The organism is Pseudoalteromonas sp. Cn5-37 (assembly GCF_021532495.1).
GTDB lineage: Bacteria > Pseudomonadota > Gammaproteobacteria > Enterobacterales > Alteromonadaceae > Pseudoalteromonas > Pseudoalteromonas simplex.
This window is the reverse complement of the sequence record NZ_JAKGBA010000014.1, coordinates 1-23,973: the sequence shown is the minus strand read 5'-3', so window position 1 is coordinate 23,973 and position 23,973 is coordinate 1. Positions and strand designations below refer to the sequence as shown.

23 protein-coding genes are annotated in these 23,973 nt (G+C 41.6%); 6 read left to right on the top strand and 17 right to left on the bottom strand.

What is annotated here, in order from left to right; all coding sequences use genetic code 11:
• Positions 1-231 precede the first annotated feature (231 nt).
• Complete coding sequence (gene yihA / locus L1266_RS14970) at positions 232-879, top strand: ribosome biogenesis GTP-binding protein YihA/YsxC (RefSeq protein ID WP_138599290.1); 648 nt, start codon at positions 232-234, stop codon at positions 877-879.
• Positions 880-883: 4 nt separating this feature from the next.
• Here yihA and L1266_RS14965 read toward each other — a convergent pair whose 3' ends face one another.
• Both L1266_RS14965 and L1266_RS14960 read right to left on the bottom strand, forming a co-directional pair.
• On the bottom strand, positions 884-1,402 hold the full coding sequence (locus L1266_RS14965; RefSeq protein WP_235377813.1) for a DUF1285 domain-containing protein: 519 nt from the start codon (positions 1,400-1,402) through the stop codon (positions 884-886).
• Positions 1,402-1,989, bottom strand: a complete 588-nt coding sequence (locus L1266_RS14960; RefSeq protein WP_166341074.1) for a YceI family protein — start codon at positions 1,987-1,989, stop codon at positions 1,402-1,404. The genes L1266_RS14965 and L1266_RS14960 overlap by 1 nt, the downstream gene beginning before the upstream one ends.
• A 423-nt stretch (positions 1,990-2,412) precedes the next feature.
• Between L1266_RS14960 and L1266_RS14955 the strand changes: the two genes are divergently transcribed.
• Positions 2,413-3,333 carry an esterase/lipase family protein gene (locus L1266_RS14955; RefSeq protein WP_138616089.1) on the top strand — a complete coding sequence of 307 codons (921 nt, stop codon included), beginning with the start codon at positions 2,413-2,415 and terminating at the stop codon, positions 3,331-3,333.
• Between the two features lie 50 nt (positions 3,334-3,383).
• Here L1266_RS14955 and L1266_RS14950 read toward each other — a convergent pair whose 3' ends face one another.
• Positions 3,384-5,054, bottom strand: coding sequence for a GGDEF domain-containing phosphodiesterase (locus L1266_RS14950; RefSeq protein ID WP_235377833.1), 1,671 nt, complete (start codon positions 5,052-5,054; stop codon positions 3,384-3,386).
• Between the two features lie 121 nt (positions 5,055-5,175).
• A complete protein-coding gene (gene hutI / locus L1266_RS14945; RefSeq protein WP_235377812.1) occupies positions 5,176-6,417 on the bottom strand; it encodes an imidazolonepropionase in 1,242 nt (413 codons plus the stop codon).
• A gap of 142 nt (positions 6,418-6,559) precedes the next feature.
• On the opposite strand from hutI, the gene hutC reads away from it, so the two are divergent.
• On the top strand, positions 6,560-7,267 hold the full coding sequence (gene hutC / locus L1266_RS14940; protein ID WP_235377811.1) for a histidine utilization repressor: 708 nt from the start codon (positions 6,560-6,562) through the stop codon (positions 7,265-7,267).
• Here hutC and L1266_RS14935 read toward each other — a convergent pair whose 3' ends face one another.
• Entirely contained in the window at positions 7,268-8,038 is a 771-nt protein-coding gene (locus L1266_RS14935; protein ID WP_235377810.1) for an NADP-binding protein, read from the bottom strand.
• Positions 8,039-8,150: 112 nt separating this feature from the next.
• On the opposite strand from L1266_RS14935, the gene L1266_RS14930 reads away from it, so the two are divergent.
• A complete protein-coding gene (locus L1266_RS14930) occupies positions 8,151-10,175 on the top strand; it encodes a methyl-accepting chemotaxis protein (RefSeq protein WP_235377809.1) in 2,025 nt (674 codons plus the stop codon).
• On the opposite strand, the gene L1266_RS14925 is transcribed toward L1266_RS14930, so the two are convergent.
• The 3 genes from L1266_RS14925 to L1266_RS14915 all read right to left on the bottom strand — a co-directional run bounded on the left by L1266_RS14925 (position 10,160) and on the right by L1266_RS14915 (position 11,406).
• Entirely contained in the window at positions 10,160-10,369 is a 210-nt protein-coding gene (locus L1266_RS14925; protein ID WP_054552865.1) for a hypothetical protein, read from the bottom strand. The genes L1266_RS14930 and L1266_RS14925 overlap by 16 nt on opposite strands.
• 254 nt (positions 10,370-10,623) lie before the next feature.
• Positions 10,624-10,782 (bottom strand): YqaE/Pmp3 family membrane protein, encoded by a 159-nt coding sequence (locus L1266_RS14920; RefSeq protein ID WP_064971745.1) that lies wholly within the window; start codon positions 10,780-10,782, stop codon positions 10,624-10,626.
• Positions 10,783-10,839: 57 nt separating this feature from the next.
• The gene (locus L1266_RS14915; RefSeq protein WP_054552867.1) at positions 10,840-11,406 is read right to left on the bottom strand and encodes a BON domain-containing protein; all 567 of its coding nucleotides are present in this window, start codon (positions 11,404-11,406) and stop codon (positions 10,840-10,842) included.
• Between the two features lie 330 nt (positions 11,407-11,736).
• Between L1266_RS14915 and L1266_RS14910 the strand changes: the two genes are divergently transcribed.
• Positions 11,737-12,396, top strand: a complete 660-nt coding sequence (locus L1266_RS14910) for a LiaF domain-containing protein (protein ID WP_235377808.1) — start codon at positions 11,737-11,739, stop codon at positions 12,394-12,396.
• A 322-nt stretch (positions 12,397-12,718) separates the two neighbouring features.
• Here the strand turns inward: L1266_RS14910 and L1266_RS14905 are convergent, their stop codons facing one another.
• Positions 12,719-13,135: a VOC family protein gene (locus L1266_RS14905; RefSeq protein ID WP_235377807.1), complete on the bottom strand. Its 417-nt coding sequence runs from the start codon at positions 13,133-13,135 to the stop codon at positions 12,719-12,721.
• A 129-nt stretch (positions 13,136-13,264) separates the two neighbouring features.
• Positions 13,265-14,602: a metalloprotease PmbA gene (pmbA, locus tag L1266_RS14900; RefSeq protein ID WP_235377806.1), complete on the bottom strand. Its 1,338-nt coding sequence runs from the start codon at positions 14,600-14,602 to the stop codon at positions 13,265-13,267.
• Between the two features lie 137 nt (positions 14,603-14,739).
• Between pmbA and yjgA the strand changes: the two genes are divergently transcribed.
• Entirely contained in the window at positions 14,740-15,261 is a 522-nt protein-coding gene (gene yjgA / locus L1266_RS14895; RefSeq protein ID WP_058583884.1) for a ribosome biogenesis factor YjgA, read from the top strand.
• Positions 15,262-15,459: 198 nt separating this feature from the next.
• Here the strand turns inward: yjgA and L1266_RS14890 are convergent, their stop codons facing one another.
• From L1266_RS14890 to L1266_RS14865, 7 genes are all read right to left on the bottom strand, one after another.
• Positions 15,460-15,906: an REP-associated tyrosine transposase gene (locus L1266_RS14890; RefSeq protein WP_235377805.1), complete on the bottom strand. Its 447-nt coding sequence runs from the start codon at positions 15,904-15,906 to the stop codon at positions 15,460-15,462.
• Positions 15,907-16,112: 206 nt separating this feature from the next.
• Positions 16,113-16,247: a hypothetical protein gene (locus L1266_RS22300; protein WP_268842770.1), complete on the bottom strand. Its 135-nt coding sequence runs from the start codon at positions 16,245-16,247 to the stop codon at positions 16,113-16,115.
• A gap of 92 nt (positions 16,248-16,339) precedes the next feature.
• Positions 16,340-16,525, bottom strand: coding sequence for a hypothetical protein (locus L1266_RS14885; protein WP_235377804.1), 186 nt, complete (start codon positions 16,523-16,525; stop codon positions 16,340-16,342).
• A gap of 100 nt (positions 16,526-16,625) precedes the next feature.
• Positions 16,626-18,698, bottom strand: coding sequence for a M13 family metallopeptidase (locus L1266_RS14880; RefSeq protein ID WP_235377803.1), 2,073 nt, complete (start codon positions 18,696-18,698; stop codon positions 16,626-16,628).
• Positions 18,699-19,183: 485 nt separating this feature from the next.
• Positions 19,184-19,585: an 8-oxo-dGTP diphosphatase MutT gene (mutT, locus tag L1266_RS14875; RefSeq protein ID WP_235377802.1), complete on the bottom strand. Its 402-nt coding sequence runs from the start codon at positions 19,583-19,585 to the stop codon at positions 19,184-19,186.
• A gap of 62 nt (positions 19,586-19,647) precedes the next feature.
• A complete protein-coding gene (gene secA, locus L1266_RS14870) occupies positions 19,648-22,356 on the bottom strand; it encodes a preprotein translocase subunit SecA (protein ID WP_235377801.1) in 2,709 nt (902 codons plus the stop codon).
• 681 nt (positions 22,357-23,037) lie between these two features.
• Complete coding sequence (locus tag L1266_RS14865; RefSeq protein WP_235377800.1) at positions 23,038-23,511, bottom strand: DUF721 domain-containing protein; 474 nt, start codon at positions 23,509-23,511, stop codon at positions 23,038-23,040.
• Between the last annotated feature and the right edge of the window lie 462 nt (positions 23,512-23,973).

The following is a 23,973-nucleotide window of genomic DNA, read 5'->3' as shown; positions in this document are numbered from 1 at the left end:
TTCTACATTCTACACGATAATAAATTCTCTGGCACGTTTTCTGCCCACATTAAGCTCATAATTTATAGGGATTTGACTTAGATTAAGTTTACACCTAGTAATTTTCCTAATTTAAAGCCAATTTAGCACGCTTAAATACGCTTTTGAATGCTGCTTTAATAGTATAAAATACGTGCCTTAAGTGGAAATTAGCCACTGTTTGTTATTTTTTATAAAAGACTAGGAGAGCCTGTGCTCAAATCTCGTATCAAATACAATACTGCGTCCTTTGTTACCAGCGCACCTGATATCTCACGCTTACCTGCTGATACGGGGATTGAAGTCGCGTTTGCTGGTCGCTCTAATGCGGGTAAATCAAGTGCTTTAAACACGTTAACTGATCAAAAGTTAGCGCGTACTTCTAAAACACCTGGTCGTACTCAGCTGATCAATACCTTTGAACTTGATGCCGATAAGCGCCTTATTGACTTGCCGGGCTATGGTTTTGCGAAAGTGCCTATCGAAATGAAAAAGAAATGGCAAAAGTCGCTAGGTGAATATTTACAAAAACGTCAAAGCTTAAAAGGTATCGTTGTTTTGATGGATATTCGCCACCCGTTAAAAGATTTAGACCGTGACTTAATCGACTGGGCGGTGGGCAGCGAAATTCCAGTGCTGGCACTATTAACTAAAGCTGACAAGCTAAAACAAGGCGCGCGTAAAGCTCAAGTTTTACAAGTTCGTCGTGAGTTAAGTAGTTTAGATGGTGATATTACAGTTCACGCCTTTTCTTCACTAAAAGGCACCGGCTTACCTGAAGTTGCTAAAAAGCTCGATGAGTGGTTTTTAGGCCCTATTGAAGCGCAAGCACCTGAGTCTGACGAACAACCAGAAGACTAAGTGCTTAGGCCAAGTAATAACGCTTGGCTAATGATTCTATATAATAGCCCTGCTCATCTGAGCAGGCTATTTCAGCCCACTGATAATAAACATTTCTCGATACCCTCGCAGCCAAGCCATGTGCTAATTGAAGATAAGGCACACTGACACCTTCAAACTCTCTCAGTAATAGTGGTTGCTTTGCTGATACCAACCAAGCGCGCTGTAAATTATCGACACAACATAGAGCAAGGCCTTGCTCTGTCTCTTCAAAACGCCAATCAACAATAATAAAAGGCACATCAATCACAGTGATGGCCATTTTCTCGACGGGTGTTTTTAAAAAATAACTATCTGCCTCTTTGCAAAGCACAGAGGCAAAGAGTTTAACCATTGCCTCGCGTTTTATTTCACTGCTGGCATAAAACCACCGCCCTTGCGCATCAATCGTTATTGGCACTTGCCCACAGTTTTGTGGCTGCCATTGATCAAAAGGTTTATTAGGCGTCTGAAGAGCGGCTTGTAAGTCAGCAAGTGATTGCATTATTTTTCTTTATCTAGCGTCAAAGAAAATGTTACAGGAACCGCTGTTGCAATTGATGGTAAGCCCGCAAGCTTTTGTAACTCACTAATACCTTCTGTTACTTTGAAGTCACTTGCATTAATAATAACTGGCGTAAAAGATGACACGCTAATATCGCCCTTTGCTGACATATTAGCTAGAACATCAATCGTTAGCTCTTTCTTGTTGCCATGAAAGTCTAATTCAGCTTTTAACCCTTTCAGCACATGTTGACCTGGTTTCAGTGTTGATAATGCTTTACTTAAATCAGCAGTTAACACAGCATTAGGAAATTTAGCTGTTTCAAATAACAACTTTGTCATGCGCTCATTGCGGATAGGGATCAGAGTTTCAACCGATGTCAGGTCGATCATCAACTTAAATTGACCTTGTTCGTTGAGTGTACCCGACACGTTTTTGAAATGATGTGCTTCTGCAATAGAGTTCTTTTTAATAGATACAAAGCTTACGTTACTTTGCTCATTATTAACTTGCCAATTTGCGCTGGCTAAAGGGGCAACTAAAATACTCGATAATGAAAAGGCAGCTATTGCCAAAGATTTAAACATAACGCATTCCTTCGAAAGTAAATAAGAATCACTTTGATGGTATCACTTGCGTGTATTTGTGCAATGAATTGTATGATAAGAAAAGAAAAAGCGACTCACTCAACAAGGAGTGAGTCGTTATAGCAAACTGGGGAGAAGCTATCAATACGTTGCATCCTTTCAGATGCATCATCAACAGGATGTCCTACAGGATGAGGACGGCGCGGACTTTATCAAATACCAGATTAAAAATAAATTGCTTAACCGCAGAAAAAACACAAATTGATAAACATATAACGAAACACTAAAACCATCTTTTCCTGCTTACTTTAATTTAACATTACAGAGAACCCAAATTTAAGGTAAGGTGAATTAAAAGCGCACTAAAATCAGGCTTTTTTAAGGCTTGTTGGTGATAAATATTGAAGTAGAAGAGTAAAAGGTATGAAAAAAATCCCGTTAATTTTATTTGTTACCTTACTTTTTTTGTTGAGCCCTTGGTGCAATGCCAAAAAAACAACTACCCAATATCCAGTTGTTTTAGTTCATGGGCTAATGGGATTCGATAACCTGCTCGGAATCGATTACTTCTACAATATCGCTACAATTCTGGAAAAAGATGGTACTTTAGTCTTCACACCTGCCGTTTCTGCTATCAACAGTTCAGAAGTCCGAGGCGAGCAATTACTCACACAAATAGAATCAATCTTAGCTCTGACTAGTGCTAAAAAAGTAAACTTGATTGGTCACAGTCAAGGTGCGCAAACTGCACGCTATGTTGCATCTATCAGGCCTGATCTAATTGCCTCAGTTACCAGTGTAGGCGGTGCAAATTATGGCAGTGGCATTATTGATCTTATTAATAAAGAGCTAACACCCGGCTCTCAAGCAGAATATACAACTCGATTAGTATTCGATGCATTCGGTGGTGTTATTTCGTTATTATCAGGCAATAGTCAATTACCGCAAAATACACTCGGTGCAATAAATAGTTTAAGCACACAAGGAGCAGCAACATTTAATCAAAAGTACCCCGAAGGCTTGCCCAAAAACGAGTGCGAACAAGGTAATATGCTTGCAAGCAATGGCGTATACTACTTTTCTTGGAGCGGCACAGAAACACTCACTAATATCTTAGATTTAAGTGACTTATCCATGTTATTTGGCTCATTATTTATCTTAGGTCACAGTGACGGCCTCATTTCACGCTGTAGTAGCCATTTAGGGCATGTGATCAAAGATGATTACAAAATGAATCATCTCGATGAGATTAACCAATTTATTGGTTTACATAGTTTTCGTGAAGTTGATCCAGTTGAACTTTACCGTAGCCACGTGACAAGGCTACAGAAACTAGGGTTATAAAAGCGGTGTTGTATCGTGAAGCCTACCAGAGGGAGAGCACAGCTTTACGCTTACTGATGTTCCAAACGCCATTGTTTAAGCCATGACATCATACCAACACTACTCAATGGGTAATTAAAATAATAGCCCTGTGCAGCATAGGTTTTAAGCGACTTTACAAACTTAAGTTGCTCTAGAGTTTCAACTCCTTCACAAATCACTTTTGCATTATTTTGATTGTGCATATCGACCATGCCCGAAACGAGGCTTCGAATTTGACTTTGATGAGCAAAATCAGCGGTAAGTGAAGCCGCCACTTTAATATACTCAACATTAAGATTCGGAAGCTTAGCTAGCCAAATAGGTGTGTCACCAAAACCATCTATACATAATTTGATACCAATACTATTGAGCCTTGCAACCATCGCTTTACCTTGATCATCTAAACTCATAAATAAATCGAGCGGGCACTCGATAATTAAATCACCCGGCTCTAGTCGATGCTCAGCCATGATACGGTCAACAAACTCAATAAATTCTTCGTGCAGCATCTCAGGGCCAAACACATTTATACTAAGAGGTAATTCAATACCTTCCATTCGTAGTGCCATAGCAAGTTCTGCTGCACGCTCAATAACAAAAGCTGCAACAGGATAGCTTAGGCCTGCAACACGTATATCATCTATAAATTTATTCGCAGAAAGAATCCCTTGCTTAGGATGCTGCCAACGTAACAGCAATTCTAAAAATTCGATTTGCTCATCGCTATTACGAATAACTGGCTGAAAATACAACTCTAGTTCACTTGCAAAATCAAGGTGTGCTAACTCACGTAGTCGTGCTTGCTGCTCCAATTGCTCAATCATCATTTGTGGATGATAAGGCACAATCGCTTTGTCTGGATTTGAATCAAGCGCTAGATTGGCAAACGAAATGAAGTTTTCAAAGCTGTATTCAGGCTCATCACAAACTACATAACTGGCACGAACTTTAACTTCAATGGTGCAATTGGCAACATTAAATGGCTTTAAAGTAACATGGCGAATTTGACTAATTAGTTGCTCATGAAGGTGCTTTTGTTCCTCTAATGAACAAATAAACGCAAAGTTTAAGCCCCCTAAATGCGCCAACTTTTCGGCTTTGCCTGAATTACCCACTATATTAAGAACATTATCAACATTGAGCTGCTGTTTAATTCGGGTTGCTGATTGCGCTAATAACAAATCACCAAAGTCTCGACCTATGTGTTGGTTTACATCGTTAAAACCTTCAAGGCGAAGCATCACTAACGCGCAGTTGGCATCATTCTCCTCGGTCCAAGCAATAAAGCTATTTTTTAAGGCGTTGCGATCGGGTAAGCCTGTAAGAGGTGTCGCATCTAACTCGTCAGTGTGAAGTGGCTCAACGACCACTTGCTCTTCTTCAGGTTCTTCATAGTTAAAAAAGCCTGATATACACAAAATAACGACAGAAAAAACAAGCCAGTAAAGAGCAGTATGTAACAATAAATGAGCTGAATAAAGTACTGTTAATACAATCGCAGCAACAACTGAAATAATGATTGCTAGCCAATTAGTTGTGCGAAATGCCTGCCACAAATGAAAACAAACACTTGCACTTAACAATAGCACTAACCAAGGCATGCCAAGACTAAGAATTGCTAATCCAAGCACGCCATTGACGACTAAGCTCAGCCTTAAAATAGAATTTTGAGTAACACATAAGGCACAAATCATTGCCATAAGAACGCAACCAGCTAAAAACACTGGCACAACATCGCTACTTAAATTTGCAAGGCTCACACTACTACTTGCTAAGCTGGCAATCAAAGACATGTAAAAATACTACGTAAAAAAGACTTATCTAATTAAGTCTACCCAAAATCCACAGATTTAACAGTTTATTTACGCCAAATTGGTAACTTAATTGTGCTGGGTGGGTTATTTGCCAATGGGCAATATCAGCACGTGCGCCTACCTTTAACACACCACGATCATCAAGTCCTAAAGCACCTGCAGCGTTTCGTGTTACCCCTGCTAATGCTTGTTCTGGTGTCATCCGAAAAATAGTGCATGCCATGTTCATCATCAAATGCAATGAACATAAAGGCGAAGTACCCGGGTTGAAGTCAGTTGAAATAGCAATTGGAACTTGGTACTGCTGCAGTAGTTCAATTGGCGGATACTTTGTTTCACGTAAGAAGTAAAATGCACCTGGTAATAAAACTGCTGCAGTACCCGCTTTGGCCATTGCCTGAATACCAGCTTCATCTAAGTGTTCAATATGATCCGCAGATAAGCCATTAAATTCAGCAACAAGCTCTGCACCATGTTGATTAGATAACTGCTCAGCGTGCAACTTGACTGGTAAGTTGTGTTTTTTAGCCGCTTCAAACACACGGCGAGTTTGCTCATTACTAAAGCCAACGTTTTCACAAAAAGCATCAACTGCATCAGCTAAATCAGCTTCAACAACACGGTCAAGCATTTCACCGCACACCAGATCAATGTACTCATCGCTACGGCCTTTATATTCAGGTGGTAATGCATGCGCACCTAAAAACGTGGTTTTAACATCAACAGGGTGATTTTCACCGAGTAAACGTGCCACTTCGAGAAGTTTAATTTCGTTTTCGCAATCAAGACCGTAGCCAGATTTAATCTCTACCGTCGTCACACCTTCTGCGTATAATGCATTTAAGCGCTCTTTTGCACTGACAAATAAAACTTCGTGATCGGCTTCTCGCGTTGCACGTACGGTACTTGCAATACCGCCTCCGTTTGCAGCTATTTGCTCATAGCTTACACCTTGTAAACGCTGCTCAAATTCTTCTGCACGGCTACCCGCGAACACTAAGTGAGTGTGGCAATCAATTAACCCGGGGGTTAACCACTGCCCTTTTGCTGACAATGTTGGCGTAGCTAGCGCATCAAACTCTGGTAAATCGGCTTGCTCACCTAACCAAGCAATTTTGCCATCTTTAACAGCAATAGCTGCATTTTCAATAGCACCATAAGGTGCTTCGATGGCTGGGTCCATTGTGGCGATGTTGGCATCTGTGATCACTAAATCCCAGAAAGCTTGATCATTATTGGTTGTGTGCATTTTTCACCTACATTGATACTTGCGATAGGCCCATTACGAGACTAAGTTTAAATTTGCTTAAAGTTTATCAACTCACCTTGTATATACAAGATAATTATGTCACCTTCAAACATACTGTTTACTCACCACATATACACGCATAATGAGAGTTCCTAAATTTGCGCAAATAAAAGAGTTCATTCTGGAAAATATTCGTTCTGGAGCTTGGCAAGAAAATCACCGAGTGCCCTCTGAAAATGAGCTTACCAACCAGTTTAAAGTTAGTCGTATGACTGCAAGACGAGCACTCAGTGAATTAACCGATGCAGGTATATTAACCCGTAGCCAAGGCCTAGGTACTTTTGTGGCTAGCTTTAAGTCACAATCATCTTTATTAGAAATTAAAAATATTGCTGATGAGGTAAAAGCGCGAAGTAACCATTATAGCTGTACCATTTTAGTAATGGAGTCTATAAGCGCTATAGCACCAATTGCGATTGCTTTGGGTGTCGAGGTCGACAGCCATGTTTACAGAAGTGTGATTGTACACAATGAAAACGAGCAACCTCTGCAAGTTGAAGAACGCTTTGTGAACCCCGCTCTTGCTAAAGATTACTTACAGCAGGATTTCCATAGCCTAACGCCTCATGAATACTTATCGCAAAACGCCCCGCTCACCGAGGCACGCCATACAGTCGAAGCGATTATGCCCAACCAAGAAATGTGCGAATGGCTGAACCTTTATAACGAAGAGCCATGCTTACAAGTGATCCGCCGAACTTGGTCATCACAAGGTATTGTGAGCTTTGCCCGTTTAGTATCACCAGGCAGTAAATACCGATTAGGCGGCCACCTTACTTTTAAAAAATAACTAAATGGACATTTGATAACGAAAACTCAGTGACTCAATCGCTGAGCCATCAATAAGGCGCTCGCCTTTATCATGACTAGTAAAAGTCGGTGGCTGGTTGCCCTGCTCAGCACATTTTTGTTGGTAGTAATCTGCTTTTGTAGGATGTGCCGGATTAACCACATTATAAATACTGCTCGCGTTTGACCAATTTTCAAGTACTGAAAAAATCGCCGCTATCACATCTTGCTGCTGAACCATGTTTACCACTTGCTGACTTGAGCTAGTCAGTTCTTTACCGGCAACAAACCTACCCGGATCGCGCCCAGGCCCTACAAGACCAGCCAAGCGCAATACTTTACCACCAGCACTTAGCACTAACTGTTCAGCATCATATAGCTGCTGTTGACGTGCTGATTGGCAAATAATTTCTGTAGTTTCGTCATATTGACCATTGTTAGATGGATAAACTCCTGTCGAAGAACATAAAATAAAGCCTTTACAATTTAGTTGCTTAGCAAGTTCAAGCCCTGCTTGCAAAGTCGCTAAATAGTTACTTTCTGAGCTACGACTACGCGGTGGAATAGCGCAGACCCACCAAGCATTTTCAAGCGACAGCTCATGCTTGAGCATATCACCTTCAAGTATAAACTGGCGCTGAAAGTCATATTCGTGCTCGCCACCGCGATGTGTTCCCTGTACTTGCCATGCTAATTTATTTGCCTCAACACAAAGTGCATTTCCAAGCCAGCCAGCACCTAAAACAACCAGTTTATTATTTTCAGTACTCATTTACTCAACTGCCCCTTAGTATTTATTATTAACCTTCGCTTAACAGTGTAGCGATTTAGGTGCAAATATGATTAGATAGATAACTCTAACCTATAATAAAAACGCGTGCACTATGTTAAACAACCTCTCTTTACGTAAAAAAATACTTCTGCTCATTGGCGGGACGATAAGTGTGCTACTAATCATCGCGTCTAGCTTTTTTGTAAACCATATTGCTGATCTTTCACGTCATGCAATTCAACGCGAAGCCGACAGCTATTTGCAAAGTGAGCGACTGTCAATGCAGGCCTATTTTGCCAAATACGGCAAAGTTGTCGAAACCTTTGTAACAAACCCGCATTTAGTTAACTGGTTCGATAACTGGACTCAGCGCGATCAAAGCTTAGATAGTCAGCCTGGTTACAGCAGCATTAATCAAGATTTTGTTCGTATTAGTGGTAACGATGATAACATTTTATCAGCCTTCTTTGCTTCTGCGACCACAGGTGAGTACTTCAAAGAAAACGAGCGTACAGCCACTTATAATGGCCAACCATATTACGCTTACAAACGTGGTTGGTGGCAAGATGCATTAAAAATTAATAAGTTGTATGTTGGCCCTATTTCTGTTGATTTAACCACAGGTATCGCCTCTGCAGTTGTACAACAGCCTGTTTATAAACAAAACAAGCTTATTGGTTTTGGTGGTGTTGATTTACAGCTTAATAATATCAACGACATGGTTGAAGCTATTCGATTTGATGGCCAAGGCTTTGGCTTTTTACTCGACAGTAACCAGAAAGTAGTGCACTTTTCAAAACGAACTGGACATAAACTATCTATCACAGACGAAGGCCCTAATGGCAAAGAAGGCTTAGATGCTCTCGAAAAGCAATTTAACGACACCTCGGGCTTTAGCGAATTAAACCGCGCGATGAAAAGCCAAAAAGAGGGTAGCAGCTTTGTCACATTCAAAGGCGAGCAATATTACGTTGTATACAATCGCCTTGAATTAGAAAGCCCTTACCTTGATTGGTATGTGGGTATTTTAATTCCGACCAGTATGATTGATGAGCCAGTAAATGATGCGGTGATGACAACCACAACATCCGTGATCATCATTCTTGCGATTATTATTGCGATGATCTTCTGGGCCACGCAAATGATCACCAAGCCGCTGACTAAACTCACTTACATCATGCGTGATATCGCATCAGGTGATGGCGATCTAACACAAAAAATCGAGATAAAAAGTCAGGATGAAGTAGGACAGCTTGCTCATCACATGAATACTTTCATCGATAAATTACGTGCAATGATGCTGAATACTGCAGCACAAGCTGAGCAATTAAGCCAAGCCGCTGCCCAATTGAAAACCGTATCGCAAAAAACCAATGATGAAATTCAGCAAGAAAAGCAACAAGTTGATAGCGTAAGTGCGGCAGTAACCGAAATGGCGTCTACAGTGATGGAAATCTCGCGTAATGCCCAGCACACCAATAATGCCGCTGAAGAAGTGCAAACCATTACCGCAGATGGCACTAAGCGCTCAACTCAAGCTCAGTCAGTCATGACCGCTCTTGCAAGTCACATTGGTGAAGCGTCTAAAGTCGTTGCGGGTCTTGAACAAGAAAGTGGCAATATCGGCGCGGTGGTTGATGTTATCAACTCAATCGCTGAGCAAACTAACTTACTGGCACTTAACGCAGCGATAGAAGCAGCCCGTGCTGGTGAGCAAGGCCGAGGTTTCGCAGTTGTTGCTGATGAGGTTCGTTCACTAGCAAGCAGAACGCAAGAGTCAACAGATGATATTCGCAATATGATCAGCCGTTTACAGCAAATTGCCCAACAAGCATCAACCATGATGCAGCAAGGTCAAGAGCGTGCTGAAGGCTCAGTTGAGCAAACACAAATTGTATTGCAAGCATTGCAAGATATCGCGCAATCTGTGACAAATGTACAAGATCAAAGTCATCAAATTGCGACTTCGACAGAGCAGCAAACTGTGGTTGCAGAAGATATTAACAATAGCTTGGCAGCGATTAATCACTTAGTGAATAGCACTGCGGATCATGCCCATGAATTGGCGGATGAAGCACGTGATTTGAATGAGTTAGCAGAGTCTCTAAATAAGACAGTAAATCAATTTAAGTTATAAAGATAAATTGCTGAAGTAGTTAAAAACCCGATGTCACCTGAAGATGACATCGGGTTTTTATCGTCAGCCTTCCCTGTTAATCGTGGCGCAACCGCTTTCGCGTGTTCCATAAATTCGTGCCACTGTTGCTTGTTCCATAAAGCAACTCCATTATTGGTCAATCCTTGTTTTGATTGCGTTTGTACTTGTTCCATATAGTCTCCTCCTTACGCTAGCTTCATCCGTTTGGGCTCCAAGCCTAAGCTTAATCCTTGCTGTCATCTCCATTCACCTTATCCATAAAGCGTTGCCATTGTGCGCTACTCCATAACGCCTTGTTACTTCCTTGTTGTCCTTTGTGCTTAGTTACATTATCCATACTGTAAACTCCTTGCGGTTTATCGTCCGTTACTCCTACAGCCCTTCCTTGCTGTGCTCCATTACCCATCCTTGTAGATTAATGCGGTGATTATCGCTTAGCGATGATATACACAGCATGAATCAAACCTGGAATATACCCTAATAGAGTTAAAAGAATATTAATCCAGAACTGCGCACCTAAACCTACCTGTAAAAATACGCCGAGAGGTGGAATTAAAACCGATAAAATAATACGTATTAAATCCATGACTCACTCCTTGAAAAAGATAAGCCCAGCCAAAGCTGGGCTATATAGGGCTTGCTATTATTCAGCAACAATCGTTAATTCATCGATTACTTTGCGAACATCTTCAGCGTTTTCAGCAATGCTTACCGCTAATTGCTTTTCTGCATCAGACTCAACAGTACCTTTTAGTGTTACTACACCGTTGTCGGTATCAACATCGATATCTGTACCACCTACTTCTGAGTTAAATAAATAACGTGTGGTGATTACAGTACTGATTTTTGCATCGGTTAAGTCGCTTTCTGCAGAATCAGCTTTGTCTGATTTCATGTGCTTAGCTTTCATGTTTTTAACAACCGTTAATTTGTTATCAACAGAGCTAACACCGTCTAGGCTAAGAACCAACTCTTCAGCAAGCTCTTTATCTAATTCGCTATCAACTTTACCTGTAAGTACAACCTTGCCATTCGTTACATCAGTGTTGATGTCAAAGTTGTTAAGGTTTGTGTTCATAAGAAGCACAGTTTCCGCCTTACCATCAATCCAAGCATCTTTACTTTCATTTTCCCAGCTGCTTGCCTGAGCTGACATGCTAGTTGCACCAATTACTAAAGCCGCAATCATAGATTTGTTAAAAGTGTTCATAATCTTTCTCCTTTTGATTAAAGACACTTTTACTAATGCGACTATGATGCCAACTATTTACTTGTTTATTTTCAGTGATTTAAAAATTCATTCAGCGATGATTTATATTCATTTCGGTAAAGATTTACAAGCTGCTCGGTAAGAAGTTCACGATGTTGCAAAAATAACCATTTAGTTGCTGATTTTATTAATCTGTGGTTAATTTAACGAAATTGCTTATTCGCCTAAAAAGACAACCTCATGATTTATATAGAAATAAAATCTGGCCTAAGCTTTGCTTTGTAATTAATAACTAAAGAATCACCTTTAAAATCACAACAGGGAACTACCATGGCCGTTAAACTTGAAGATCGCCCAATCGATCAAGTAAGAGAAGAAGTCATTGATCAACTCATTTATAACTACAGTCATGCTGTTATTTCAGCCGAAGCATTTGAACGCCGCCTAGATCAAGCAATGGCAGCTACCAGCAACGAAGTACTGATTGAACTGGTTGCTGATTTAGATCTGAAAGCGGATATTGACTACAAGTCGCATAAGCATGCGCAATTTAAACCTCACTACAGCCACAGCAGCGACAACGAAAGCCTGCAGCTACGCAGTATTCTGGGCTCAAATGAGCGCAGCGGCCAATGGGTAGTACCAAAAGAAATTCACCTAACAAACTGCTTAGGTTCAATTGAACTCGACTTTAGCGAAGCGATTTTCCAACATCAGCATGTCACTATTTACGTGAACTGTATTTTAGGTAACGATGAAATCTACGTGCCAGAACATGTAAATGTGGTATCTAAATTATTTAGCGTGATTGGTAGTGTAGAGAATAAATCAGTTGCCTTAAACAAAGGCCAAGGCCCAACCATCACTATTGAAGGTAATGTATGGCTAGGCTCAGTCGAGATTTCAGTTAAACGTACCATGAAAGAAAAGTTCATCAGCTTCGCCAACAGCCTAAAAGCCAGTTGGAAAGAGATGAATAAGATGCAGTAAAGTTACGAGGTGCGGTTATGCAATGTAAGTCGTCATTTATGGCGACAAGATATTACATACGTTTCATCAATGACGCGCTAAAGCACGACCTACAAGAATGCGCGCGAAATAAATTTCACGCCTACATCAAACGTGGGAACGGCTTTAGCCGTGAATAAAGTAAAGCTGTTCGGCGTTAAAACGCCTCCTACATCACATTTTACGTCGTAGGCGTCACGCTTGCTTGGCGCGTCTTATATGCAACGCCATTCCATCAACCTATGTCTGACCTACAAACAACACTGCTCGGCTCAAAACTGACAGCTGAAAGCTGACAGCTCCCTCACAAGTCATTATTCCTTTCACTTGGAATATCACTAAAATACTCTACAAACTCAACTTCAAAACCTGCAGGGTCGATGAAATATACATTTTTACGGTAAGGGTTTTCTGGGCCGTGTTTATCAACTTCATAACCAGCCGAAACCAGGCGTTCAACTACTGCATTAATATCGTTTGTCACATAGGCAAAATGAGCAAGGCCTACTTGGTGGCCGGCTAAATCACGGTTTTCAGCTTCACCGTTATCGCTTAATGCAAGATATTGGTAATCATCACCAAAGTGCAGCCATTTACGCGGTTTGCCCGACCATTTGCTGTCACCTTGGCTTCGCACACGCCAGTGCGGGAATGCGGCTTTATAAAAGTGCAGCATGGCATCAACATTACTTACAACAAGGTTTACGTGCTCTAAATACATGGTAGTTTTCCTTTTTATTTTTAAACTGCCACCAAGATAAAACCTCAAGTTAAGTTTAGGTAAAGCGTTTTTTCAAATAAAAAAGCCCCACAAACGTGAGGCTTCAAAAATTGAGTAGTTATTGATGAATCAGCTACCAGCAACCTGCATTTGTTCAATCAATACAGAGCCTGTTTGAATACCACCACGACGCTCGATATCGCCACCTAAGCCCACAACGGCCTTAAACATATCTTTTAAGTTACCAGCAATTGTGATTTCACTGACTGGGTATTGGATTTCACCATTCTCAACCCAGAAGCCAGCTGCGCCACGTGAGTAATCGCCCGTTACCGTGTTCACACCTTGGCCCATAAGTTCAGTTACTAATAAGCCTGTGCCCATGGTTTTTAATAGCGCTTTTAAATCGGCATGGGTTTGTTCAACTAGCCAGTTATGAATACCACCAGCATGACCCGTTGGTGCCATAGACAGTTTGCGTGCCGCATAGCTTGCTAATAGGTATGTTTGCAGTTCACCACCTTGAATAATTTCACGGTCTACAGTTTTTAAACCTTCAGCATCAAACGGTGAAGACGCTAAACCTTTTAATAAATGCGGGCGCTCAGAGATATTCACACAATCGCTGAATACTTTTGTACCTAAACTATCAAGCAAGAAGCTTGATTTACGATAAAGCGCACCGCCACCAATCGCCGACACTAAATGGCCGAATAATGAGTTCGCAATATCAGCTCTAAAGATTACAGGCACTTTCATAGTGCCGAGCTTTTGGCTATTCAGTTTAGCCAAGGTTTCAGTTGCTGCTTCAAGGCCCACTTTTGCAGCGTCATTTAAATCATCTTTATGGCGCGCGATAGTGTAAGCCGAGTCGCGCTGCATTTGCTCGCCATCTTTACCAATCACCATCGTGCTAATGCTATGACGCGTACGCGGGTAACCTGCAATCATGCCATGGCTGTTACCATAAACACGTAAACCTTGATGAGAAGAAAAACTCGCACCATCTGAGTTTACAATGCGCTCATCGGCGTTCAACGCCGCTTGCTCTGCTTGATGACAAAACTCAACACCTTGCTCTGGGCTAACTTCCCACGGGTGGTATAAATCTAAATCTTGCGGCGCAAATTCAAGTAACTCTTTATCAGCGATACCATTAAATGGGTCGTCAGAGGTGAACTTTGCAATATCAATGGCTTTTTCGACCACTGTACGTAATGTTTTTGGGTTTAAGTCAGCCGTTGAAGCAGACCCTTTGTTATTACCCACATAAACACTGATACCTAAGCCACCGTCTTGGTTAAACTCTATTGTTTCAACTTCGCCCATGCGCGTACTGACAGACAAACCTGACGTGCTCGACATCGCCGCTTCGGCTGCTGTTGCACCCAATTTTTTTGCATGCTCTAGCACTTCGCTTACTGCGTCTTTCACTTCAGAAATGTGTTGATAAATAGGATCTTTCATCTTGTGTGTCCTAGGTTCTGATATTTTTTATAGTGTAACGAATGCTAACACACTGCGAGACCTGCATCAGCTAATATTAATCATTAACTAAATGGCGTATAATAGCGAATAGTTAAGTTTACTGAATGAGCATCCTTATGGCGAAGAAGAAAAAGCCACTTATCGAAGAAGAAATTATTTACGTATCAAAAAGCGAATTAAAACGTGAAGCCATGCAATATCATGGTCTGGGTGCTGAAATTGCAAAAATGCCGAAAAAGCAACGCGATCGTTTACCGCTTAATCACGATTTAAAAGAAGCCCTTGTTGTTTCTGATAAAGTAAGTGATAAGAGCGATGCTTACCGTCGTAACTTAAACTACATCGCAAAAGTATTACGTACCACAGAAAACGTTGATGAAATCCAAGCGATGATCGACATCATGCTTAATAAAAACAATCAAGCCGATGTTTTGATGAACAAAATCGAAACCCTGCGTGATGATTTAATTAAACAAGGTGACGACCTGATCAATTCAACAATTGATCAATACCCTTCTCTTGAGCGTCAAAAAATGCGCCAATTAGTGCGCAGCGCCGCAAAAGAAGTAAAAGCAGAAAAACCAGCAAAGAATTACAAAGAATTATTCCAGTATCTAAAAGATGCGATTATGCTTTGATTTCTTCGCGCGAAATAAATTTCACGCCTACATCAAACCGTAGGCGTCACGCTTGCTTAGCGCGACTTGAACATCACACAATACAAAAACATCGCGCGAAATAAATTTCACGCCTACATCAAACGTAGGCGTCACGCTTGCTTGGCGCATCTTAAACATCACACAATACAAAAACACCGCGCGAAATAAATTTCACGCCTACAACCAAATACAATTCCAAAACGGGTAATCGCCAACGTGTTTAACTAATCTTGCGCGTAGAGGGTTTGCGACTACATATCGAGCTTGATGTATTAGGTCGTTTTCATCTCTGATTTGATGATCATAAAAATTACTTTGCCAGACTACGACTTTACGCCCCTTCCTCTTACGAATAGACATGGTCACCATGCTTTTATACAGCTTAATTACTGCTGATAAGTTTTGCTGAGAGCGAAGTTGAAATATCCAATGTAAATGGTCAGGCATGAGGACAAAGCAGATTGTCTCTACTTTATCTTCTAAATAGTAAATTGCTTTGGCAGCATCAACTGCATATAGGTAGTTGGCAAATATGGGTACTCGATTCTCACAACAAAGAGTTACTGAATAATAGCAATTTGAATGTGAGGTACGCCCTTTAAGCCTCTTCCTTGACGAAAACATAAACCTATCAATCCTGAAGGTAAAACCTGATCTTAGAACTTAAAAACACACCTAGCCAATTTACACCAAAAATGTTTGAACCTCACAATACACAACCATCGCGCGAAATAAATTTCACGCCTACATCAAACCGTAGGCGTCACGCTTGCTTGGCGCGTTTTAAACACCACACAAAACGCAACCACCGCGCGAAATAAATTTCACGCCTACATCAAACCGTAGGCGTCACGCTTGCTTGGCGCGTATTGAACATCAAACAATACTCGACCATCGCGCGAAATAAATTTCACGCCTACATCAACCGTAGGCGTCACGCTTGCTTGGCGCGTTTTAAACACCACACAACACGCAACCACCGCGCGAAATAAATTTCACGCCTACATCAAACATAGGCGTCACGCTTGCTTGGCGCGTATTGAACATCACGCAATACTCAACCATCGCGCGAAATAAATTTCACGCCTACAACACCGTAGGCGTCACGCTTGCTTGGCGCGTGTTGAACACCACTTAATACACAACCATCGCGCGAAATAAATTTCACGCCTACAACACCGTAGGCGTCACGCTTGCTTGGCGCGTGTTGAACACCACTTAATACACAACCATCGCGTGACATAAATTTCACGTCTACATCAAATGTCGGCTTAAAGCTGACAGCTCCAAACAAAAAAGGCTCTGAGCGTTCACTCAGAGCCTTTTTTAAAATCGATAATCAATTACCAGATTTTTACGCGATCTTCTGGTTTGATATACATTTTGTCACCTTCTTTCACATCAAATGCCTGATAGAATTCTGGCATGTTTGAAAGAATACCGATTACGCGGTAATGGCTTGGTGAATGAGGGTCTGTCATTAGGCGGTTACGTAACTCTTCGTCACGATATTTACGACGCCAAATTTGCGACCAACCCATGAAGAAACGCTGATCACCTGTGTAACCATCAATAATAGGCGCTTTTTCATCACCAAGTGATAACTGGTATGCTGTATAAGCAACTGTTAAGCCACCTAAGTCACCAATGTTTTCACCTAATGTAAGCTGACCATTTACGCTAGCATCTTCAAATGGTTTGTACTCGTTATATTGAGCAACTAGCTGACCCGTGCGCTCTTCAAACTGTTTAAGGTCTGATTCGCTCCACCAGTTACGTAAGTTACCGTCACCATCGTACTTCGCGCCTTGATCATCAAAACCGTGACCTAATTCGTGGCCGATTACCGCACCGATTGCACCGTAGTTAACAGCATCGTCAGCTTCTAGGTTAAAGAATGGCGGTTGTAAGATAGCCGCAGGGAATACGATTTCGTTGTTCACAGGATTATAGTAAGCGTTTACTGTTTGAGGTGTCATGTGCCACTCTGAACGGTCAACTGGCTTACCTAGTTTTGCAGTCATGTCTGCATATTCCCACTCGCTGTGGCGAATGTAGTTACCTACTAAGTCATCACCTTTAACTTCAAGTGCTGAGTAATCTTTCCATTTATCTGGGTAACCGATTTTTGGTGTGAACTTATCAAGCTTTTCTTTAGCCGCAATTTTTGTTTCAGGGCTCATCCACTCAAGGTTTTCAATCGCAACTGCATAACCTTTGATTACGTTATCTACTAACTCTTCCATGCGCGCTTTCGCTTCAGGCGGGAAGTTTTCTTTAACGTATACTTTACCTAGAATTTCACCTAGTACACCGTTTGATGCATCAACCGCTTTTTTCCAAAGTGGAGATTGCTCTGTAACACCGCGAAGTGTTGTGCTGTAGAAATCAAAGTTAAGGTCTACTAGCTCTTTATCTAATAGGTGAGCATAGTTGCTAACAAAGTGGAACTTAAGGTAGTTCTGCCACGTTGCTAAGTCTGTATCGTTGTAGATACCAGCAAATTTTTCTAGGTAGCTAGGTTGGCGAATGATTACATCATCAATTTTGATACCTGATGCATCAAGGTAAGCTGCAAAGTCAAAGTCGCCTGTAAGTTTGTTTGCATCTGCAATGCTCATCTTATTGTAAGATTTAGTTGCATCACGGCTTTCAACACGGCTCCACTGTGCATCAGCAATGCTTGTTTCAAGATCGATAATTGCTTTAGCCGCAGACTCTGCATCAGCAACACCGGCCTTGCTTAAGATAGCTGTTACGTATGCTTGGTAAGCTTCACGAATTTTTGTGAATTTTTCTTCATCTTTTAAGTAGTAGTCGCGATCTGGCAAACCTAAACCAGACTGATAAACATACATCGCGTTTTCGCTAGAGTTTTTCGCGTCGTTGTTTACGTACCAACCAAACGGTAAACTACCACCTTTAATGCGAAGTTCAGCCATTAAAGCAACAAGATCTGACTTGTTTTTCACTGCATCAACGCTTTCTAGCACTGGTGTTAATGGCTTGATACCTGCCGCTTCACGACCTGCTTCGTCCATGTAGCTGTTGTAGAATGCAGCTAATTTAGCTTCATCAGAGCCTGGCTTAACGTCTTTATTTGCCGCTGCTTTTTCTAGCACTTCTTTCATCGCTTTTTGCGAATCATCGTAAAGCTGAGTGAATGAACCGTAGTTTGATTTATCACCTGGAATTTCTGTTTTCTCTAACCATTCGCCGTTTACGTGATAGTAAAAGTCATCTTGTGCGCGAACAGATTTGTCCATGTTCGCCAGTTCAATGCCAGAGTTTAAAGGTGCTTTTGCTTCAGTGACGGTCGCAGTTGCTGGTGCTTTAGTTTCTTGTTCTTTTTCACCACAACCAACAAGACCGAGCGCAAGTGCAATACTTGCCGCGGTAAGTGTTACTTTTTTCATGAGGTTCCCGTACCAATTTAATTTATAAAGTATTTATCGAAAAACGAGTAAACCATACCAACAGTTAGTTTTTCGCTGTTTCCATAATAAACCTCTCGAGCAAAACAACAAAATCGAATATGTAACAATTCTTATCAAAACAAGATAAGCCGCATTTTTGAGCGATGAGAGTGGGAGGTTAAGTGGTTAGTGGTTGCATTGTAGGCGCGATTTTATATCGCGCAATGTTTCTATGACTCACAAAGAGGATAAGAGGCGCTGCGCTTAAGAGAATACAAAAAAGCATTATTATCACTTCCTCATTCTTTTCTCATTCACTGCTCTTTGTGCAATTTTTTCACGCGAAATAAATTTCACGCCTACATCAATCGTAGGCGTCACGCTTGCTTGGCGCGTCTTACATTCAACACCAAGATTGCAAATTAATAAAGAACCCGCAAACAACACCGCTCGGCCAGAAACTGACAGCTGAAAGCTGACGGCTGTTACTGCTTGTACTTCTGTTTTATCTTTTCGATGATCTCAACATTGGCGGCTGGGAAGCTGTATTCATCAAGCTCGCTAAGTGCGACCCATTTGCCTTGTTGGCCTTCTGCGCCATGGGCTGTGCCTGTGAAATCATCAACAATGTGCACATCTAAGCGTACGCATTTATCACCGTAGTCATGTTCGATAACCATTAGCTCTTCACTGCCATTTACGGTTAGGTTTACTTCTTCTAATAGCTCGCGCTGTAGCGCAGTAAATACGCTTTCGCCCTGCTCTACTTTACCACCTGGGAATTCCCATAAGCCGCCTTGGTGTTTGTCGTCTGGGCGTTTACAAATAAATAATTGCTGATCTTTATAAATAACACCAACTGCAACATGCACTACTTTTTTAGTCATTTGTTGTTTCCTTAATCATAAAAAAAGCGACGCAAGCGTCGCTTTTTATCACCGTGTTTTGGTTATTTTAATTTACCGCAACACTGCTTATATTTATTACCTGAACCACAAGGACACGGCTCGTTACGGCCTACTTTAGGTTCTGCGCGTTGTGTAACTACAGCACCTTCTGGTGTTTCGCCACCGATGTGCTCAGCTTCTTCGTGTTGGTATTCACGTGGCGCATTTTCGCTACGACGATGTTGCTCTTCAACTTTTTCAACATCTTCTTCAGCGCGAACTTGTACTTTACTTAAAATACCCACAACGTCGACTTTTAAGTTCTCAAGCATTTCAGAGAATAGCTCAAACGACTCGCGCTTGTACTCTTGCTTAGGATTCTTCTGTGCGTAACCACGTAAGTGGATACCTTGACGAAGGTGATCCATCGCTGCCAAGTGATCTTTCCAATGTTGGTCTAGGCTTTGTAGCATAATCGCTTTTTCGAATTGACGTAGTACAGACTCACCTACCATCTCTTCTTTTTGCTTGTATGCTTGCTCAACCGCTTCTTCGATACGCTCACGAAGCTTCTCTTCGTATAATTTGCTATCGTCAGCTAGCCATTGTGAAATTGGCAGCTCGATTAAGAAGTCTTGTTTTAAACGCTCTTCAAGACCTGGGATATCCCACATTTCAGCAAGGCTTTGCGGTGCAATGAATTGGTCAATCACACCATTTAACACATCGCCGCGAATTGCAGTGATAGTTTCTGAAATATCGCCTTCTTCAAGTAGCTCGTTACGTTGCGAGTAAACAACACGACGTTGGTCATTTGCTACATCATCGTACTCAAGTAATTGTTTACGAACGTCGAAGTTACGTGCTTCAACTTTACGCTGCGCGTTTTCGATTGCGCGGTTAACCCAAGGGTGCTCAATTGCTTCACCGCGTTGCATACCTAGTTTACGCATCATGTTAGTCATGCGCTCACCAGCGAAGATACGCATTAGCGCGTCGTCCATTGATAAATAGAAACGGCTTGAACCGGCATCACCTTGACGACCAGAACGACCACGTAGCTGGTTATCGATACGACGAGATTCGTGACGCTCAGTACCAATGATGTGTAAACCACCCGCTTCGATTACTGCATCGTGACGTTTTTGCCACTCATCTTTAATCGCTTTGATTTGTTCATCAGTTGGGCTTTCTAGCTTTTCAACTTCGCTGTTCCAGTTACCACCTAACACGATATCAGTACCACGACCGGCCATGTTAGTAGCAATAGTTACTGTGCCAGGTAAACCGGCATCGGCAACAATGTCTGCTTCTTGCGCGTGGAACTTAGCATTAAGTACGTTGTGCTTAATTTTTTCTTTACGTAAGAACTGCGATAAGTACTCTGAACTTTCGATAGAAATAGTACCCACAAGTACCGGTTGACCACGTTCTTGACAATCTTTGATATCAGCAAGAATTGCTTCGTACTTTTCTTCTTGTGTTAGGTACACAAGGTCAGCACGATCGTCACGGATCATCGGTTTGTTAGTTGGCATTACTACTGTGTCTAGACCATAGATAGACTGGAACTCGAACGCTTCTGTGTCTGCTGTACCTGTCATACCCGCTAGAGTGTCGTATAAACGGAAGTAGTTTTGGAACGTGATTGATGCCAATGTTTGGTTTTCGTTTTGAATGCGTACACCTTCTTTTGCTTCAACAGCTTGGTGTAAACCTTCTGACCAACGACGACCTTCCATTGTACGGCCAGTGTGCTCATCAACAATGATAACTTCGTTTTCTTTAACAACGTAATCAACGTCTTTTTGATAAAGCTTGTGAGCACGAAGTGCCGCATACACATGGCTTAATAATGTGATGCTTGAAGCTGAGTAAAGTGAATCACCTTCTTGAATTAAGCCGCGCTCAATTAGTAGCTCTTCAACTTTAATTTGACCACGCTCTGTAAGGTGAACTTGCTTAGACTTTTCATCGATCGTGTAATCGCCGTCGCCTTCAACGCCTTCTTCATCTTCTTTTTCTTGAAGCTCTAGGTCAGGCACAATTTTGTTGATTTCGATGTAAAGCTCAGAGCTGTCTTCAGCTGGGCCTGAGATAATCAGCGGCGTACGCGCTTCATCGATTAGGATTGAATCCACCTCATCCACTACGGCGTAGTAAAGTGGGCGTTGTACACGCTCTTCAATGCTAAATGCCATGTTATCGCGCAGATAATCAAAGCCAAATTCGTTATTAGTACCGTAAGTAATGTCAGCAGCGTAAGCGATTTTCTTCTGCTGTGGCATCATGCCAGGTACGTTACAGCCTACTGTTAGGCCTAAGAACTCAAATAATGGGCGGTTAGTTTCGGCGTCACGTTTTGCAAGGTAGTCATTCACGGTAATTACGTGAACACCTTTACCTGTTAAACCACGAAGGTAGGCAGGTAATGTTGCTGTTAGTGTTTTACCTTCACCGGTACGCATTTCTGCGATGCGACCTTGGTGTAAAACCATACCACCTAGTAGCTGTACGTCGAAGTGACGCATGCCATTTACACGCTTAGATGCTTCACGTACCACAGCAAATGCTTCTGGTAAAATGTCATCTAGGCTTTGTCCGTTATCGTAACGCTCTCTAAATTCAGCTGTTTTTGCTTTTAAATCTTCATCAGAAAGCGCTTCTAATTGCTTTTCAAGCGCATTAATTAGAGCGACCGTCTTTCTTAGGTTTTTAATAGTGCGGTCATTGCGACTACCAAAAATCTTGGTAAATAAATTAGATATCATGATAAAACCGTTACAATATATTCTTTGTTAGCTAGTCATTAGCTAACCCACTTTCTTCAATTGATAATTAATATGCGCTTATGCTCATGATGTAGGGCATATTAATTAACAATTTATCAGTACGCTGTTCAAAACACCGCTTATTTCGTGCGCTATCATACCAGAGTCTGCGCAACATCAAACCTTCTGTTTATGAAGATATGGATTTTCAGCAAGAAAATTTAAAAATCAGCCATAATCTTTGATCTAACCCCATAAAAAGGGTGAAAACAAGATTACTGAATAGATATGGCGACAATAAGAATAAAATCAAGATCAGGGGAGTAAAAAGGCGATGCGATGGACGAAATTCGACTTTGTAAATGTAGGTGGTCATTTATGCCGACAATACATTACATCGCCTTCACCAATGACGCGCTAAAGCACGACCTACAAGATAACACGCGAAATAAATTTCACGCCTACATCAAAGACATTTAATCGCACAAAGAGGATAAGAGACGCTGCGCTTAAAAGAAAACAAAAAAGCACATTATCGCTTTCTCATTCTTTTCTCATTCACTTCTCTTTGTGCAAATGTTCTTTATTAATGAGACTGAATTCAGGGGCTGCCAGAGAATTAACGCAATACCAAAGAACAATGCCGTTCTACTCAAAACTGACAGCTGAAAGCTGACGGCTTTATTTCTTCCGCCCATGTTGTGCTAAACGCTCTAACTTAGCTTTTAAAGATGGAGGGGCATCTGCGGCAATGGCGCTGAGGTAATCAGCTGTTTGTTCGCTCATTTGACGTTTAGAAACAGGCTTTTCTTCTGGCTTATTTGTTGCAGATAAGCGCTGCGTAGCCTGTGGGTTTGCGGTAATTTTAATTTGCCCAAGCTCTACCATACCAGCGGCACGAAAATGCGAAAGCATATCCATTTTTAAGTAATTTAAACGCAGTGCTATCGGTGCCGAAACAGCTTCTATCATCAAAGTACCATCACGGTAATTACTTACCCGGCATTTTTTTGAAAGCGTTTCACCTAAGAAGTCATCAAGAATGGTTTGTTGAGAAGACAAGCCTTGGGTTTTACCAGCATAAGATGCCAAGCGACCACTCAAGCCCGCCATAATATCGCCAACAGCTTTTGGCGCGTATCTATCTTTTGCCATTAATCGTCTACCTAAAAGGTTAATCACCACAAAGAGAATATACCACCTACGTAAATATGAAGCTATTAGGTTCGGGGAACGAGATACAAGATGCGGTTTTGTACAAAGTGGTCATTTATGGCGTCAAGCTATTACGTATCTCTCATCAATGATGCGCTAAAGCACGATCTACAAGAAAGCGCGCAAAATAAATTTCACGCCTACATCAAAGACATCTAATAGCACAAAGAGGGTAAGAGGCACTTCGCTGAAGAGGAAGAAAAAAATGATCCCGTGGTTCCCTCATTTTCTTCTCATTCACTTCTCTTTGTAAAAATATTTTCGGCACTGAAGTACCTTATATGGACTCCTCCTATTGCACAATACCCTTCGTTAATTTTGTCAGACTGCGTGCTTATATGCGGGCTCATAATGAGGAGCTACCTCGGCCCTTTGATGTATTCGCGCCCTTGTGCCTCTTCT

Bases quoted from the DNA above. Each gene is read 5' to 3' on its own strand.
- L1266_RS14965 (WP_235377813.1), bottom strand. From the start codon at position 1,402: ATGCAATCACTTGCTGACTTACAAGCCGCTCTTCAGACGCCTAATAAA.
- L1266_RS14960 (WP_166341074.1), bottom strand. From the start codon at position 1,989: ATGTTTAAATCTTTGGCAATAGCTGCCTTTTCATTATCGAGTATTTTA.
- L1266_RS14955 (WP_138616089.1), top strand. From the start codon at position 2,413: ATGAAAAAAATCCCGTTAATTTTATTTGTTACCTTACTTTTTTTGTTG.
- L1266_RS14950 (WP_235377833.1), bottom strand. From the start codon at position 5,054: ATGGCAATGATTTGTGCCTTATGTGTTACTCAAAATTCTATTTTAAGG.
- hutI (WP_235377812.1), bottom strand. From the start codon at position 6,417: ATGCACACAACCAATAATGATCAAGCTTTCTGGGATTTAGTGATCACA.
- hutC (WP_235377811.1), top strand. From the start codon at position 6,560: ATGAGAGTTCCTAAATTTGCGCAAATAAAAGAGTTCATTCTGGAAAAT.
- L1266_RS14935 (WP_235377810.1), bottom strand. From the start codon at position 8,038: ATGAGTACTGAAAATAATAAACTGGTTGTTTTAGGTGCTGGCTGGCTT.
- L1266_RS14930 (WP_235377809.1), top strand. From the start codon at position 8,151: ATGTTAAACAACCTCTCTTTACGTAAAAAAATACTTCTGCTCATTGGC.
- L1266_RS14925 (WP_054552865.1), bottom strand. From the start codon at position 10,369: ATGGAACAAGTACAAACGCAATCAAAACAAGGATTGACCAATAATGGA.
- L1266_RS14920 (WP_064971745.1), bottom strand. From the start codon at position 10,782: ATGGATTTAATACGTATTATTTTATCGGTTTTAATTCCACCTCTCGGC.
- L1266_RS14915 (WP_054552867.1), bottom strand. From the start codon at position 11,406: ATGAACACTTTTAACAAATCTATGATTGCGGCTTTAGTAATTGGTGCA.
- L1266_RS14910 (WP_235377808.1), top strand. From the start codon at position 11,737: ATGGCCGTTAAACTTGAAGATCGCCCAATCGATCAAGTAAGAGAAGAA.
- L1266_RS14905 (WP_235377807.1), bottom strand. From the start codon at position 13,135: ATGTATTTAGAGCACGTAAACCTTGTTGTAAGTAATGTTGATGCCATG.
- pmbA (WP_235377806.1), bottom strand. From the start codon at position 14,602: ATGAAAGATCCTATTTATCAACACATTTCTGAAGTGAAAGACGCAGTA.
- yjgA (WP_058583884.1), top strand. From the start codon at position 14,740: ATGGCGAAGAAGAAAAAGCCACTTATCGAAGAAGAAATTATTTACGTA.
- L1266_RS14890 (WP_235377805.1), bottom strand. From the start codon at position 15,906: ATGTTTTCGTCAAGGAAGAGGCTTAAAGGGCGTACCTCACATTCAAAT.
- L1266_RS14885 (WP_235377804.1), bottom strand. From the start codon at position 16,525: ATGTCACGCGATGGTTGTGTATTAAGTGGTGTTCAACACGCGCCAAGC.
- L1266_RS14880 (WP_235377803.1), bottom strand. From the start codon at position 18,698: ATGAAAAAAGTAACACTTACCGCGGCAAGTATTGCACTTGCGCTCGGT.
- mutT (WP_235377802.1), bottom strand. From the start codon at position 19,585: ATGACTAAAAAAGTAGTGCATGTTGCAGTTGGTGTTATTTATAAAGAT.
- secA (WP_235377801.1), bottom strand. From the start codon at position 22,356: ATGATATCTAATTTATTTACCAAGATTTTTGGTAGTCGCAATGACCGC.
- L1266_RS14865 (WP_235377800.1), bottom strand. From the start codon at position 23,511: ATGGCAAAAGATAGATACGCGCCAAAAGCTGTTGGCGATATTATGGCG.